General features: G+C 59.7%; 12 protein-coding genes. 2 read left to right on the forward strand and 10 right to left on the reverse strand.

Features of this window, described 5'->3' with window-relative positions:
- Positions 1-5 precede the first annotated feature (5 nt).
- Genes trpC through NJC40_RS03690 form a run of 3 tightly spaced genes read right to left on the reverse strand, consistent with a single transcriptional unit; the run spans position 6 to position 2515 of the window.
- Complete coding sequence (trpC, locus tag NJC40_RS03680) at positions 6-848, reverse strand: indole-3-glycerol phosphate synthase TrpC (protein ID WP_045484216.1); 843 nt, start codon at positions 846-848, stop codon at positions 6-8.
- A complete protein-coding gene (trpD, locus tag NJC40_RS03685) occupies positions 845-1894 on the reverse strand; it encodes an anthranilate phosphoribosyltransferase (RefSeq protein ID WP_045493900.1) in 1050 nt (349 codons plus the stop codon). The genes trpC and trpD overlap by 4 nt, the downstream gene beginning before the upstream one ends.
- A gap of 21 nt (positions 1895-1915) precedes the next feature.
- Positions 1916-2515, reverse strand: coding sequence for an aminodeoxychorismate/anthranilate synthase component II (locus NJC40_RS03690; protein ID WP_045484218.1), 600 nt, complete (start codon positions 2513-2515; stop codon positions 1916-1918).
- Between the two features lie 484 nt (positions 2516-2999).
- Here NJC40_RS03690 and estP point away from each other — a divergent pair, with 484 nt between their 5' ends.
- Positions 3000-4937 carry an esterase EstP gene (gene estP / locus NJC40_RS03695; protein ID WP_253143017.1) on the forward strand — a complete coding sequence of 646 codons (1938 nt, stop codon included), beginning with the start codon at positions 3000-3002 and terminating at the stop codon, positions 4935-4937.
- A gap of 374 nt (positions 4938-5311) precedes the next feature.
- On the opposite strand, the gene NJC40_RS03700 is transcribed toward estP, so the two are convergent.
- Complete coding sequence (locus NJC40_RS03700; RefSeq protein ID WP_253143067.1) at positions 5312-6544, reverse strand: IS4 family transposase; 1233 nt, start codon at positions 6542-6544, stop codon at positions 5312-5314.
- A 388-nt stretch (positions 6545-6932) separates the two neighbouring features.
- Here NJC40_RS03700 and NJC40_RS03705 point away from each other — a divergent pair, with 388 nt between their 5' ends.
- A complete protein-coding gene (locus NJC40_RS03705; RefSeq protein ID WP_253143071.1) occupies positions 6933-7862 on the forward strand; it encodes an IS110 family transposase in 930 nt (309 codons plus the stop codon).
- A gap of 206 nt (positions 7863-8068) precedes the next feature.
- Here the strand turns inward: NJC40_RS03705 and trpE are convergent, their stop codons facing one another.
- The 6 genes from trpE to NJC40_RS03735 all read right to left on the reverse strand — a co-directional run bounded on the left by trpE (position 8069) and on the right by NJC40_RS03735 (position 14452).
- Positions 8069-9541, reverse strand: a complete 1473-nt coding sequence (trpE, locus tag NJC40_RS03710; protein WP_045484226.1) for an anthranilate synthase component I — start codon at positions 9539-9541, stop codon at positions 8069-8071.
- A gap of 83 nt (positions 9542-9624) precedes the next feature.
- A complete protein-coding gene (locus tag NJC40_RS03715) occupies positions 9625-10443 on the reverse strand; it encodes a phosphoglycolate phosphatase (RefSeq protein ID WP_045484229.1) in 819 nt (272 codons plus the stop codon).
- Entirely contained in the window at positions 10440-11114 is a 675-nt protein-coding gene (gene rpe, locus NJC40_RS03720; RefSeq protein ID WP_045493903.1) for a ribulose-phosphate 3-epimerase, read from the reverse strand. The genes NJC40_RS03715 and rpe overlap by 4 nt, the downstream gene beginning before the upstream one ends.
- A gap of 144 nt (positions 11115-11258) precedes the next feature.
- Positions 11259-12083: an ABC transporter permease gene (locus NJC40_RS03725; RefSeq protein ID WP_045484232.1), complete on the reverse strand. Its 825-nt coding sequence runs from the start codon at positions 12081-12083 to the stop codon at positions 11259-11261.
- 11 nt (positions 12084-12094) lie between these two features.
- Positions 12095-13342: an ABC transporter permease gene (locus NJC40_RS03730; RefSeq protein ID WP_253142407.1), complete on the reverse strand. Its 1248-nt coding sequence runs from the start codon at positions 13340-13342 to the stop codon at positions 12095-12097.
- Positions 13343-13420: 78 nt separating this feature from the next.
- Entirely contained in the window at positions 13421-14452 is a 1032-nt protein-coding gene (locus tag NJC40_RS03735; RefSeq protein WP_045484238.1) for a polyamine ABC transporter substrate-binding protein, read from the reverse strand.
- Positions 14453-14504 lie beyond the last annotated feature (52 nt).

Consider the following 14504-nt stretch of genomic DNA (forward strand, 5'->3'; position numbering starts at 1 on the left):
CCGGGTCAGTCAATCACCGGCCCGATAGCGCTGGGCGCTGCACCGCGCTCGGGGAAGAACAGACGCTGCAACTCGGTGCCCGGCTGCTCGGCACGCATGAATGCCTCGCCGACCAGGAACGAATACACGTCGTTGATTTCCATCAGCTCGACATCGGCGCGATTGAGAATCCCGCTTTCAGTGATCACCAGACGGTCACGCGGAATGCGCGGCAGCAGGTCCAGCGTGGTTTCCAGGCTAACGTCGAAGGTGTGCAGGTTACGGTTGTTGATGCCCACCAGCGGGGTATCCAGAGTCTTGAGTGCGCGCTCCAGCTCCTCACCGTCATGGACCTCGACCAAGACATCAAGACCAACGCCCTTGGCGGTTGCGGCCAATTCAGCCATGCGCCCATCATCCAGGGCCGAAACGATCAGCAGGATGCAATCGGCGCCCAGCGCACGGGCCTCGACCACCTGATACGGGTCGATCATGAAATCCTTGCGGATCACTGGCAGCTTGCACGCCGCACGGGCTTGCTGCAGATACGCATCAGCGCCCTGAAAGAAGTCGATGTCAGTCAGAACCGACAGGCAGGTCGCCCCGCCCTGCTCATAACTGACGGCGATTTCGGCAGGCTTGAAATCTTCGCGGATCACGCCTTTGCTCGGTGAGGCCTTTTTGATCTCGGCAATCACTGCCGGCTGCTTGCGCCTGGCCTGTTCTATCAATGCATTAGCAAAGCCACGCGGTGCATCACCCCTGGCAATCTGTTGTTCCAGTTCGGCCAGGCTGACCCGGGCACGACAGGCAATGACTTCTTCAGCCTTGCGGGCCAGGATTTTTTCCAGAACCGTCGGCACGCTCATCCTTCATTCTCCAGCTTGAATACGGCGGTAAAAGCGCCCAGCTCTTCGAGTTTTTCCCGGGCCAGACCAGTGTGCAACGCATCGTGAGCCAACTCCACGCCTTCTTTGAGGCTGTAGGCATGATCAGCGGCGTAAAGTGCAGCGCCAGCGTTGAGCACGATCATTTCGGCAGCCTTTTGCCCGCTCTCGGTCTTGCGTCGTCCCAGCGCATCACGAATCAGTTCCAGCGAGGCTTGCGGGCTGTCGACTACCAGGCCATATAGGCTCTGGCTCTTGATCCCCAGGTCCTCGGGCTGGACCCAGTACTCAGTGATCTGATCGTTGTTCAATTCAGCGACAAAGGTTGGCGCTGCCAGGCTGAATTCGTCCAGACCATCCTGAGAGTGCACCACCAGTACGTGCTTGCTACCCAAGCGCTGCAACACCTCGGCCAGCGGCCGGCACAAAGCCTGGGTAAACACGCCCACCACCTGATGACGCACACCGGCCGGGTTGGTCAGCGGGCCAAGCATGTTGAACAGGGTGCGCAGCCCCAGGTCTCGCCGGGGGCCGGCGGCGTACTTCATGGCACCATGGTGCATTTGCGCGAACATGAAGCCGATGCCCACACTGTCGATGCAACGAGCGACCTGCACCGGGCTCAGGTTCAGATAGACACCGGCAGCCTCAAGCAGGTCGGCACTGCCGCTTTTGCCCGACACCGCACGGTTGCCATGCTTGGCCACGGTGCAGCCAGCAGCGGAGATCACCAGCGAGGCGGCGGTGGATACGTTGAAGATATTCGCGCCATCACCACCGGTGCCGACAATGTCGACCACCCGCTCCAGCGTCTGCAACTGCACCTGGCCTGCCAGCTCACGCATCACCGAGACAGCGCCGACGATTTCATCGATGCTCTCGCTTTTCATGCGCATGCCCATCATGAACGCGCCGATCTGCGCCTCGGTGCACTGACCGGTCATGATGTCGCGCATCACCTGGCTCATTTCTTCAGTGCTCAGGTCCAGATGATTGACCACCCGGTCCAGGGCAGTCTTGATATTGATTGTGCTGCTCATGGGAGTTCCTTATGCCTGACGACTGCCGCCGGTCTGTTTGAGAAAGTTGGCGAACAGCTCATGACCCTGCTCGGTGAGGATCGACTCGGGGTGAAACTGCACACCCTCGATATTCAGAGTCTTGTGCCGCAGGCCCATGATCTCGTCCACTGAACCATCGGCATGCGCCGTCCAGGCAGTGACTTCCAGGCAGTCGGGCAACGTCTCGCGCTTGACCACCAGCGAGTGATAACGGGTCACCACCAGCGGCTGGTTCAGCCCATTGAACACGCCCAGGTCTTCATGGGCCACCGGGCTGGTCTTGCCGTGCATCACCTGGCGGGCGCGCACCACATCACCACCAAACGCCTGACCGATCGATTGATGGCCCAGGCAGACACCGAGAATCGGCAGCTTGCCGGCAAAGTGACGGATCACTTCAAGCGACACGCCAGCCTCGTTAGGCGTGCAAGGCCCTGGCGATACCACGATACGCTCAGGGTTGAGCGCCTCGATCTGGGCAATGGTCAATTCGTCGTTGCGGATCACTTTGACATCGGCACCCAGCTCACCCAGGTACTGCACGACGTTGTAGGTAAAGGAGTCGTAGTTATCGATCATCAGCAGCATGTAGCTCACCTCTTGAATTCGCTGACTTTGAAACCGCCCCGCGCAGGTCGTCGCTCACAGGTCACCATCACCAGGATGATCAGGCATCCGGGGCGCACCAGCAGACAGATTACGAGGGCACATTGTTACGAGTCCGGCGTGGCCGGAAGGAGAATAGTCAGGCGCGCCAACGCCAACGGGCGTGAGCCTTGATAACGCGCATCAAGAGTTTGCTGACAGTCGTCACGGAAGGAGTCTCTTCTAAACGTTTCGGGACATTAGCGTACCGGGTCACACCGCGCAATCATTGTACGCAAGAAAACCGACGCAATATCCCATCAGAAACCGACAGTTAAAGCGCATCAGCCCACAAGCACATCATTTGCCCAGACAGACATCGCGTATTACGCCCAATGCTGCGCGTAACCGGCCATCGGCCTGGCAACTGTGCCAATGCTTGCTAGGGTGTCTGGGGCCGGTAAAAACAACAACACGGATGGCTACCATGCGCTCACTCGTCTCGCCGTTTTCCTCGTTGCGCAAGCCGCTGCTGGCTTGCCTGCTATCACTGGGCTGCCTGCCGACGCCGGGCACCGCAGCGCCTTACTCGACCCTGTTCGTCTTCGGCGACAGCCTGGCCGATGCCGGGCAATTCCCGGATCTCGCCGGCCCCAGCGGCGCGAGCCTGCGGTTTACCAACCGCACTGGTCCGACCTACGGCAGCGGTGAAATGACCGGCTACAGCTCTTCGACCCTGCTGGGCATGATGCTCGGCATTGCGCCTGCCGATCTGAATGCCTCGACTTCACCGCTCAACGCCGCCCTGGGTCTGCCCGACGGCAACAATTGGGCGGTCGGCGGGTATCGCACTGACCAGATCCTGGCGGCCATCACCTCGCAGTCCAGCGTGGTCGACCCCAACTCGGGAACCACCTTGCGCACCCGGCCGGGTTACCTGCCCGGCAATAACTTTCGCGCTGATCCCGATGCCTTGTATTACCTGACTGGCGGCGGCAACGACTTCCTCCAGGGCCGGGTACTGAGTGCCAGCGATGCGCGGGCCGCCGGTGGCCGCCTGGCCGACAGCGCCCAAGCACTGCAGCAGGCCGGTGCACGCTACATCATGGTCTGGCTGCTGCCGGACATCGGCCAGACTCCGGCCTTCAGCGGCAATCCGGCACAACCTTTGGTGTCTCAACTCAGTGCCGCCTTCAACAGCCAACTGGTCGCGCAACTGGCGCAGATCGATGCGCAGATCATCCCGTTGAACATTCCGCTGTTCATCAGCGAAACCCTGGCCGACCCGGCCCGTTACGGCTTTGCAGCCAATACCAATCTGATCGGCACTTGCTTCAGCGGCGACAGCTGCACAGCCAATCCGGTCTACGGCCTGAACGGCAGCAGCCCGGACCCGAGCAAGCTGTTTTTCAATGACCGCGTACACCCCACCACCGCAGCACAACAACTGCTCGCCGATTACGGCTGGTCGATCCTCTCTGCACCTTGGGAACTGACCCTGCTGCCGGAAATGGGTCACAGCACCTTGCGTAGCCAACAGGATGAACTGCGCGCGCAATGGCTGACGGACTTCGGTGCATGGCAGCCGATTGGCCAATGGCGCAGCCTGGTCGCCGCCGGCGGTCAGCATCTGGATATCGACGCCCAAAGCAGCGGCGCCCAAGCCGATGGCCGCGGCTACAACCTGACCCTCGGCGGCAGCTACCGGTTTGCCGAGCACTGGCGCAGCGGTCTGGTTGCCGGAGCCTATCGCCAGAGTTTGAAAGCAGGAGCGCTTGATTCGCACTACCGCCTCAACGGTTATATCGCCAGCGCTTTCCTGCAGTACCAGGCCAACAACCTGTGGGGCGACCTGGCCGCGTCCGGCGGGCGTCTCGACTATGATCGGGCCGAGCGCAAATTCGCCCTGGGCGTCGCCGAAGCCCAGCAAAAAGGTGACACCGACGGTCACCTGTGGGCGTTGAGTGCACGACTGGGCTATGACCTGGCCGGCGCCAACCGCCCCTGGCACCTGTCGCCGTTCATCAGCGCCGACTATGCCCGGGTGAACGTGGATGGCTATCGCGAGCGCGGCAATGGCTCGACCGCCCTGACCATCGACGATCAAGAGCGCACCTCAAAGCGCGGCGGGGTCGGCCTGCTGGGCAAATGGCAATTGAGCAATGCCACCCAAGTGTTCGGCGAAATCGCCCACGAGCGCGAGTTCGAAACCGACCCGCAACAACTGCGCATGGCCCTGACCAGCCTGTCGTCGATCAACTTCGAGCTACAAGGCTATGAGCCTCAGCGCAACCTCAACCGCGCCAGCCTTGGGGTGGCACATAAAATCAGTCGCGACCTGAGCCTGCGCGCCAATTACAACTGGCGCAAGAACGACGAACTGACCCAGCAAGGGGTCAGTGTCGGAGTGAGTCTGGATTTCTGAAGCGAGCGGGAGCTGTAGGACCGGCTTTAGCCGCAATACTGTTCAAATAAGCACCGCATGCCTTTGTGGGAGCGACCTTGGTCGCGAAAGGGCCGGTAAAGTCACAGCATCTACTGCGAATGTGCCGCCGTCTTCGCCAGCAAGCGGGCTACCACCGGTCTAACAGAACAGTATTGGGGCTTACTCCAATACTGTTCACTTAAGCAAAAATGGGTACTTGACTACATGGCCGATTGAGGGGCTGTCCTCGTCGTCGGACGGGATAGCCGCTCATCTTGCGCTTAACGCCTCGCGGATTGGCCTTGCCTCGACTGCTGATGCACTTGCCGCGCAAGATCTCTTTCAAAACCGATTCACGCCAAAGTTCGACGTGCTCAGGGGGGAAAAGCTGCCGCTTGCGGCAGCTTCCTTCTGACTACCCACACGGCGTTCGTAAAACCCAGCCTGTCCGGGTCGATCGCTGCCTTATCAGCCGCCTGGATCATCAACTGGCGGATTGCAAAATGTGCCAGTAGAAAACCCCACATCTCTTGCTTGACCAGTTCGGGCTTCTTGCTGCGCAGTACCGTGCTGGCTCCGCGCAAATGGGTTTTGAGTTCATCGAAGACGTTTTCGACCTCCCAGCGCTCGTGATACAAGGCGGCCAACTCTGCTGCAGGAGCTTCCTCAGGCACTAGCAGGTTGGTCACCAGTCGGTAGCGCTCACCCAGTTGCCCCTCCTCATCCACCAGAGTGAACTCCACGACCCGTACGCGATGGCTGTTTTTTCGGTTTCGGCCATGGAGTTCGTACGTCGTACTCAAATACGAGCCATCACTGAGGCATTCTTCGACTGGCAGCTTGACGGTACTTTTGACTCGCCAAAGCAATTTACCTCCACACTGAGTCGCCAAACTCCAAAGCTTGAAGCTGTAGAAGCCCCGGTCGGCCATCAGTAACTCGTCAGATCGAAGATGTTCGGGCAACAATCGCTCTGCCAGGGTTTGCTCGCTCTGGCGGCAATTCCCAAGCTGGGCCGCCGTGATGACATGGGTTCCGCACTCGACCAGGTTGACGAGCCGCAGTTGTGGAAACGCACTGCTACCTCTCGATGAAGGCGGGTAGCCAAAGTAGTCGGCGTTGGCTTGCTCGTCAGCCACGTCGAGGACGGTGCCATCAAGGCCCATCAAGCGCCAACCACGATACCAGGCACCTCGGGTCTCGGGCGTGGCCAGCGGGCGTAGCACCCGTTGTGCGAGACCCTGCATGACTTTGGCACCTAGCCGGTTGCGGGCGGCCGAAATCGCCGATTTGGTGGGTAGTTGGAGGTTGTGAGGATGAGCTCCGGCGCCAATATTGAGCCAGTTCGCGCCCTCACAGACGATCCGTAAAACCTCTTCGAGCGGAGCGTCACGCCAAAGCGCCATGGCCATTACGTAATAGACAACGGTGGGGGCAGTTAACAGACGTTCACGTTGGCTGCCGCGTCCTGTTTGTTTGAGAACTTCGTCGATCAAGGTACGAGGACAGCTGTTTATCAACACACCTGCACTGATCAAATGAGCCAGATCGAGGGAGTCTGGAAGGCATTTGCGTGTCCGAGCCACAGGCGTGTCCTCCTGAGCCATTTACAGGAGGATAGCTCGGCCAGCATTCACTTCGTCTAACTGAACAGTATTGGGGCTTACTCCAATACTGTTCAAATAAGCGCCGCATGCCTTTGTAGGAGCGACCTTGGTCGCGAAGAGGGCGGCACATTCGCAGCAGATGTAGTGTTTTTACTGGCCTCTTCGCGAGCAGAGCTCGCTTGTGTCTTTGATCAAGGTAAAGTCTGGGGTGAGAGGGGTGGATGGCAAGCTGACAAATCGCGGTGCCTAGAGCACGTGTGGGAGCCAAGCTGCCATCCACTCTTCCCGCTTTGGCTCAAAGCTCGAACAGTTGACTGAGTCCGACCTCGAACAACAAGCGTGAGTCAGGCCAAAGCGCCTCTCACTCTTTATCCTAGAGGTTTTACTCATGTCCGCCTATGCCGGTATTGATGTTTCCAAGGCCACGCTGCAGGTTGCGCTGTTTCCCAAAGCCGATGAGCTGTGTGTGCCTAATACTGAAGAAGGTCTCGCCAGCATCGCTGAGTACCTCAGCGCCCATCAGGTTGAACGAGTTCTTGTTGAAGCCACCGGTGGTTACGAGAAACTGTCGGTAAAGCTTCTGGCTAATGCCGGGTTCAAGATCCAGCGTATTAACCCTGTTCGTTCACGTCAGTTCGCTCTGGCCATGGGCAAGCGTGCCAAGACCGATCCAATCGACGCGCAAATGCTGGCCATGTTCGCCTCCAGCCTGGAGGCAAAGGGCTTCGCAAAGCCTGACGAGGAGCGCGAAGTCCTGCTTGAGCTGGTCAACTTGCGCAACAATCTGCTTCAACAACGTGACGACAACCGGCGCCGTATCAAACAGACCATAGTGCCCAGCGTGGTGGACATCTACCTCGCGTTGGAAGCCAGCCTCAAAGTGCAGATCAAAGCGGTAGATCAACTTGTCGATGCACAAGCGCGCAAGGTCGACTCAGAACTGCTGCAGCGGCTGCATGCCGTAAAGGGCGTAGGCCCAGTGACAATCGCCAGCCTGTTCTGCTACCTGCCAGAGCTGGGTGATCTGAGTCGTGGACAAATCGCAGCGTTGGCCGGTGTGGCACCGTATAACAACGACAGCGGTAGCAAGGCCGGCAAGCGGCAGATCTACGGTGGGAGGACGAAACTGCGCCGTGCGACCTACATGTGTGCGCTGGTGATGGTGCGCTACAACGCCGATTTCAAGGAGCGCTATGCGAGGCTGCGTGCCAAAGGCAAGTGCGCGAAAGTGGCCCTGGTGGCCTGCATGCGGGTGCTGCTGATACGTCTGAACGCCATGGTGCGCGACGGAACACCATGGCGTGATCACGTGGTTTGAATGGGGGGCGGGCTTTGCCCGCCATCGCGGAATCTATCCGCGATGGCATTATAAAATGCCCATTCATCGGGGGATGATGAAAGACAGTTGGCTCCCACTGTGGGCATACAGTGCTTAAGTGACCAGTATTGGCTTTAGCCGGGAATCGTTAACCGTTTCTTCCCGGCTAAAGCCGGTCCTACAAGCGGAGCGCCACCCGGCCCCTGCTACTGCTGCTCAGCCAAAGCAACGGCGCGGAACATGGCGCGGCGTTTGTTGATGGTTTCTTCCCATTCAAGCGCCGGCACCGAGTCGGCCACGATGCCGCCACCAGCCTGCACGTGCAGCTCGCCATCCTTGATCACTGCGGTGCGGATAGCGATGGCGGTGTCCATGTTGCCGTTCCACGCCAGGTAACCCACCGCACCGCCGTAGACGCCGCGCTTGACCGGCTCCAGTTCGTCGATGATTTCCATGGCACGGATCTTCGGCGCCCCTGACAGGGTGCCGGCCGGCAGGATCGCCCGCAATGCATCCATGGCCGTCAGGCCACTCTTGAGCTGGCCTGTGACGTTGGAGACGATGTGCATCACGTTGGAATAACGCTCGATGACCATCTTCTCGGTCAGTTTCACGGTGCCGATTTCAGAAACCCGCCCCGTGTCGTTACGCCCCAGATCGATGAGCATCAGGTGTTCGGCAATTTCCTTGTCGTCGGACAGCAAGTCTTCTTCCAGCGCCCGGTCGGCTTCTTCGTTCGCGCCACGCGGACGGGTCCCGGCAATCGGTCGCACGGTGACCAGGTTGTCCTCGACCCGCACCAGCACTTCCGGTGAGCTGCCCACCACATGGAAGTCGCCAAAGTTGAAGAAGTACATGTACGGCGTCGGGTTGAAGCAACGCAGCGCCCGATACAGATCGATAGGCGCAGCCTTGAAGTCGATGGACATCCGCTGCGACGGCACCACCTGCATCACATCGCCTGCCAGGATGTACTGCTTGATGGTGTCTACGGCCCGCTCATAGTCGCTCTGGGTGTAACTTGAGCGGAACGCAGGTTCGGCGGCCGGCGGACGCGACAGGTCCAGCCCACGACGCGGGGTGATCGGCTGGCGGAGCTTTTCCATCAACGCATCAAGCTGGGCCAGACCGTTTTCATAAGCATCGGACTGCGCCGGGTCGACCAGCACGATGGCGTGCATCTTGCCGGCCAGATTGTCGAATACCACTACCGCATCGGAAACCATCAGCAGGATATCGGGCACGCCCAGCGGGTCCGGGTTCGGGCAGGTGGCCAGACGTTTTTCGACATAGCGCACACAGTCATAACCGAAGTAACCGACCAGCCCCCCATTGAAACGCGGCAACCCCGGCAGGGTCGGCACGTTATAGCGGGCCTTGAAGGTCTCAACGAACGCCAGCGGATCTTCAACCTCCAGGCTCTCGATCTCGACGCCATCGCGGGTCACGCTGACCTTGTGGCCATAGACGCGCAATACCGTGCGGCACGGCAGGCCGATAATCGAGTAACGCCCCCACTTCTCGCCGCCCTGCACCGACTCCAGCAAATAGGAGTTGGGCTGGTCAGCCAGTTTGAGATAGATCGACAAGGGAGTATCGAAATCGGCCAGTGTATCGAGGGCCAACGGGATACGGTTGTAGCCTTCAGTGGCCAGACGCAGGAATTCTTCGCGGTTCATGAAACGCCTCGTGGTATGAGGATAAACAGTCCGTCGGGCAAGTTGCCCATGGCAAACGTGCCGCATGCGCGGCCAGGAACAAGTCAGGCGCGCCAGCGCCAGCGGGCCAGGGCCTTGATGACTTTCATCCAGAGTTTGCGAGTGACCACCACGATGGAATCTCTTTGCGAGGGATGTTCAATGTCGGGCAACAGTATCTCAGCGCCCATGTCCAGGCAACCGGGAATCAGCTTGCGCAGATCATCAATCACCAGCGACGGCGACTCCTCGGCAATCGGTCGCCCATGGTTGTAACCATAGGTCAGGCCGACACTGGCAACCCCGGCCGCCTTGGCCGCCTGCACATCACTGCGCGAATCGCCCACGAACAGTGCTTGGGAGGCGTCTACCCCGGCCATTTTCATGACCTGAAACAACGCCGCCGGGTCGGGTTTTTTCTGTGGCAGGGTATCGCCGCCGATGATCCAGCGGAAAAACCGCCCCAGTTTCATCTCATCAAGCAGCGGCGCGACGAACTGCTCCGGCTTGTTGGTGATCAGGGCCATTTCCACGCCCTTCTTCTGCAGCCACTTCAGGGTTTCGCGCACACCGGGGTACACCACGGTATGTTCATGCTTCTCGGCATAGGCCTGCATGAACAGTTCAAGCCCCTGTTCGGCCAACCCGGCATCGACGCTCGCATGCTCGATATCCCCGGCCAGGGCACGGCGCACCAGCACCGGTGCGCCATTGCCAACCCAGGCCCGTACAGCCTCCAGCCCCGCCGCCGGACGCCCAAGCCCCAGCAGCATCTTGTCGACTGCCACGGCCAGGTCGGGCACCGAGTCGACCAGGGTGCCGTCCAGATCGAACATGATCAGTTTCGGCAACTGGCCTGGAAAAAGCTGTTCGAAGCCGCTCATGGGCGGGCCGCTGCCAGCTCGCTGCGCATTTTGTCGATGACTTGCTTGTAGTCCGGGGCATTGAAAATCGCAGAGCCGGCCACGAAGGTATCGGCCCCGGCGGCAGCAATCTCGCGGATGTTCTGCACGTTCACACCGCCGTCGATTTCCAGACGAATGTCACGGCCCGATGCGTCGATCAGCGCACGTGCCTGACGCAGCTTGTCCAGCGTACCGGGAATGAACTTCTGCCCGCCGAAGCCTGGGTTGACGCTCATCAGCAGGATCATGTCGACCTTGTCCATCACGTACTCCAGCACGCTCAATGGCGTGGCCGGGTTGAACACCAGGCCCGACTTGCAGCCACCGTCACGGATCAGTTGCAGGGACCGATCAACATGCTGGCTGGCTTCGGGGTGGAAAGTGATGTAACTGGCACCGGCCTCGATGAAGTCGCCGATGATGCGATCGACCGGGCTGACCATCAGATGCACATCGATCGGCGCGGTGACGCCATACTTGCGCAAAGCGCTGCATACCATCGGGCCGATGGTCAGATTCGGCACGTAATGGTTGTCCATTACATCGAAGTGCACGAAGTCGGCTCCAGCGGCCAGGACACTGTCGACATCCTGCCCGAGGCGGGCGAAGTCGGCGGAAAGAATCGATGGAGCAATAACGAAGGGCTGCATGGCGCACCTGTTGGACTGAATCACGGTGGCGCGCATTGTACCCCAGTAGCAGCTTCAAGCCGCAAGCTGCAAGCCATAAGCAAGAGCAGCCTTCACCACGGACCGCTCTTGCTTGCCGCTTGAAGCTCGCAGCTTGTGGCTGCTTTATTCCGCCTGGGTGCGCAGTTTCTCGCTGCGCCCGCGCAACCATTCCAGCACCAGCAACAGGGCCACGGAGAAGCCGATCAGCAAGGTCGCGGCAGCGGCGATGGTCGGGCTAAGGTTCTCGCGGATGCCGCTGAACATCTGCCGGGGCAGGGTCGCTTGCTCGGGGCCGGCGAGGAACAGGGTCACCACCACCTCGTCGAACGAGGTGGCGAAGGCGAACAGCGCGCCACTGATCACGCCAGGGGCGATCAGCGGCAGGGTCACGCGGCGAAACGCTGTCAGCGGCGAAGCGCCCAGGCTGGCGGCGGCACGCACCAGGTTATGGTTAAAGCCCTGCAAAGTGGCCGACACAGTAATGATCACGAACGGCACACCCAGTACCGCATGCACCAGGATCAGCGCGGTGTAGCTGTTGCCCAGCCCCAATGGCGCGAAGAACAGGTAGCTGGCAACACCCACGATCACCACCGGCACGACCATGGGCGAAATCACCAGGGCCATGACCAGCGGCTTGCCGGGGAAATCGCCACGGGTCAGGCCGATCGAAGCCAGGGTGCCGAACACCATGGCCAGGAAGGTCGCTGCCGGGGCGACGATCAGGCTGTTTTTCAGGGCGCGCATCCACTCGGCTGACTCGAAGAAGTTTTCATACCACTGCAGCGAGAACCCTTGCAGCGGGTAGACCAGAAAGCTTCCGGAGTTGAACGACAGCGGCACGATCACCAGCACCGGCAGCACCAGAAACAGCAGAATCAGCGCGCAGAGGATGCGCAGGCTGTAGTACCAGATGCGCTCGACGGGCGAAGTGTAAGGGGTCAGCATGGCGATTCTCCTCAGCTCAGACGCAGGCGGCTGGCGCCGACCAACCAGCTATAGATCAGGTACAGCAAGATGGTCGCCAGCAGCAGCAGGCCGCCCAGCGCTGTCGCCATACCCCAGTTGATGCTGGTGTTGGTGTAGAAGGCAACGAAGTAGCTGACCATCTGATCGTTCGGGCTGCCCAGCAACGCCGGAGTAATGTAGTAGCCAATCGACAGGATGAACACCAACAGGCAACCAGCACCGATCCCGGCGTAGGTCTGCGGGAAGTACACCCGCCAGAAACTGGCGAACGGGTGGCAACCCAGCGAAATCGCCGCACGCATGTAGCTCGGCGAGATGTTTTTCATCACGCTGTAGATCGGCAGGATCATGAACGGCAGCATGATATGCACCATGGCGATGTACACCCCGACCCGGTTGAACACCAGCTCCAGCGGTTTATCGATAATGCCCATGGCCATTAGCGCACTGTTGATCAAGCCACTCGATTGCAACAGCACGATCCACGCCGCCACCCGCACCAGGATCGAGGTCCAGAACGGCAACAGCACCAGAATCATCAGCAAGTTGCTCTGCCGCGACGGCAGGCTGGCCAGCAGGTAAGCCAGCGGGTAGGCCAGCACCAGACAGATGGCGGTGATCACCAGCCCCATCCAGAAGGTGCGGGCAAAAATATCCAGGTAGATGGCCTGATCCGGTGAGGCCGGGGCCACTTCGCCAACATCGTCGATACGGTGATCGAGCGCTGCCAGCAGGTAATATGGGGTGACGCTACTGGTGTTACGACGAATCGCCTGCCAATAGGCCGGGTCGCCCCAACGCTCGTCCAGCGCTTCGAGTGCTTCTTTGTACGACACCGGTTCAGTCGCGAACGGCAGCGCACGGGAGGTCTTGCTCAACAGACTGCGATAACCGGCCAGTTCCTGGTTCAGGCGCTTGGACAGCTCACCTACAGTCGAATTCTTGCGGGCGTCAGCAAGGTCCAGGCTCAACGCCTTGTACGCCGCTTCCGGCGGCAGGCCTTTGCCATCCCACTTGTCCACCTCAACGATGGTGGTAGGCAGTGCTTCAACGACCTCTGGGTTACCCACGCTCTTGTAAAGCAGCGCAGCAATCGGCACCAGAAACACCAACAGCAGAAATATAACCAGCGGCGCGATCAATGCCTGAGCCTTGAAACGGTTGACCCGTTCGGCACGAGCCAGACGTTGCTTGAGGTTGGGACTGGCGCCTTCAGACAGGGGCACGGCGGTGGCCATAGCGAACTCCGAAATCTTTTAACGAGGGGGGCATTCCCCTGACAGGAAATACCCCCGGTCTTACGCAGGGGCAGACGCTTACTTGGCAGCCCAGGCAGTGAAGCGCTGCTCCAGGGTTTCGCCGTTGTCGTTCCAGAACGTAACGTTCATCTGCACCTGGTCTTTGATGTTTTCTTCGGTGGTCGGCATGTCAGCCAGAATGGTCTTGTCCAGCAGCTTCACAGCGTCGGTGTTGGCCGGGCCGTAAGCGATGTTTTCCGAATAAGTCTTCTGCTGTTCGGCGCCCAACGTGTAGGCAATGAACTTCTTGGCCGCCTCGGCATTTTTCGAACCCTTCGGAATGGCCCATGCGTCGAAGTCATACACGCCGCCGTTCCACACCACTTTCAGGTTGCTTTCTTTCTGCACCGCAGCAATACGACCGTTGTAGGCCGAACTCATGACAACGTCACCCGAGGCCAGGTATTGCGGCGGCTGGGCACCGGCTTCCCACCACTGAATATTTGCCTTGAGCTCGTCGAGTTTCTTGAAGGCGCGGTCTTGGCCGTCTTTGCTGGCCAGTACGGTGTAGACATCTTTCGGTGCCACACCATCGGCCATCAGGGCGAATTCCAGGGTGTACTTGGCGCCTTTGCGCAGGCCGCGCTTGCCCGGGAATTTCTTGGTGTCCCAGAAATCAACCCAACTGGTCGGTGCGGTGCTGACTTTATCGGCATTGTAGGCAAGGACCGTGGACCAGACGAAGAAGCCTGCGCCACAGGTGGTAATCGCGCCTTTGACGTATTTGCCAGCATCACCCAGCAGCTTCGGATCCAGCTCTTCGAACATGTCTTCGTCGCAACCGCGTGCCAGCTCCGGCGACTCGACCTCTACCAGGTCCCAGGACACGCTCTTGGTGTCGACCATGGTCTTGATCTTGGCCATTTCACCGTTGTACTCACCTGCAATGATCTTGCCGTTGCCAGCCTTCTCCCACGGGGCATAGAAGGCTTTTTCCTGGGCGGCCTTGTTGGCGCCGCCGAAGGAAATAACGGTCAGATCGGTTGCCATGGCGTGCGCTGCACACATCATTCCCAGCGTAATAGCGGTGAACTTCAATGGTTTGAGCATTTATTCTTCTCTCCACGGGCAGTGTTGGTTAAGCAATGAGTGAGGACGATGG

The sequence above is a fragment of the Pseudomonas sp. 21LCFQ02 genome, assembly GCF_024129895.2.
GTDB lineage: Bacteria > Pseudomonadota > Gammaproteobacteria > Pseudomonadales > Pseudomonadaceae > Aquipseudomonas.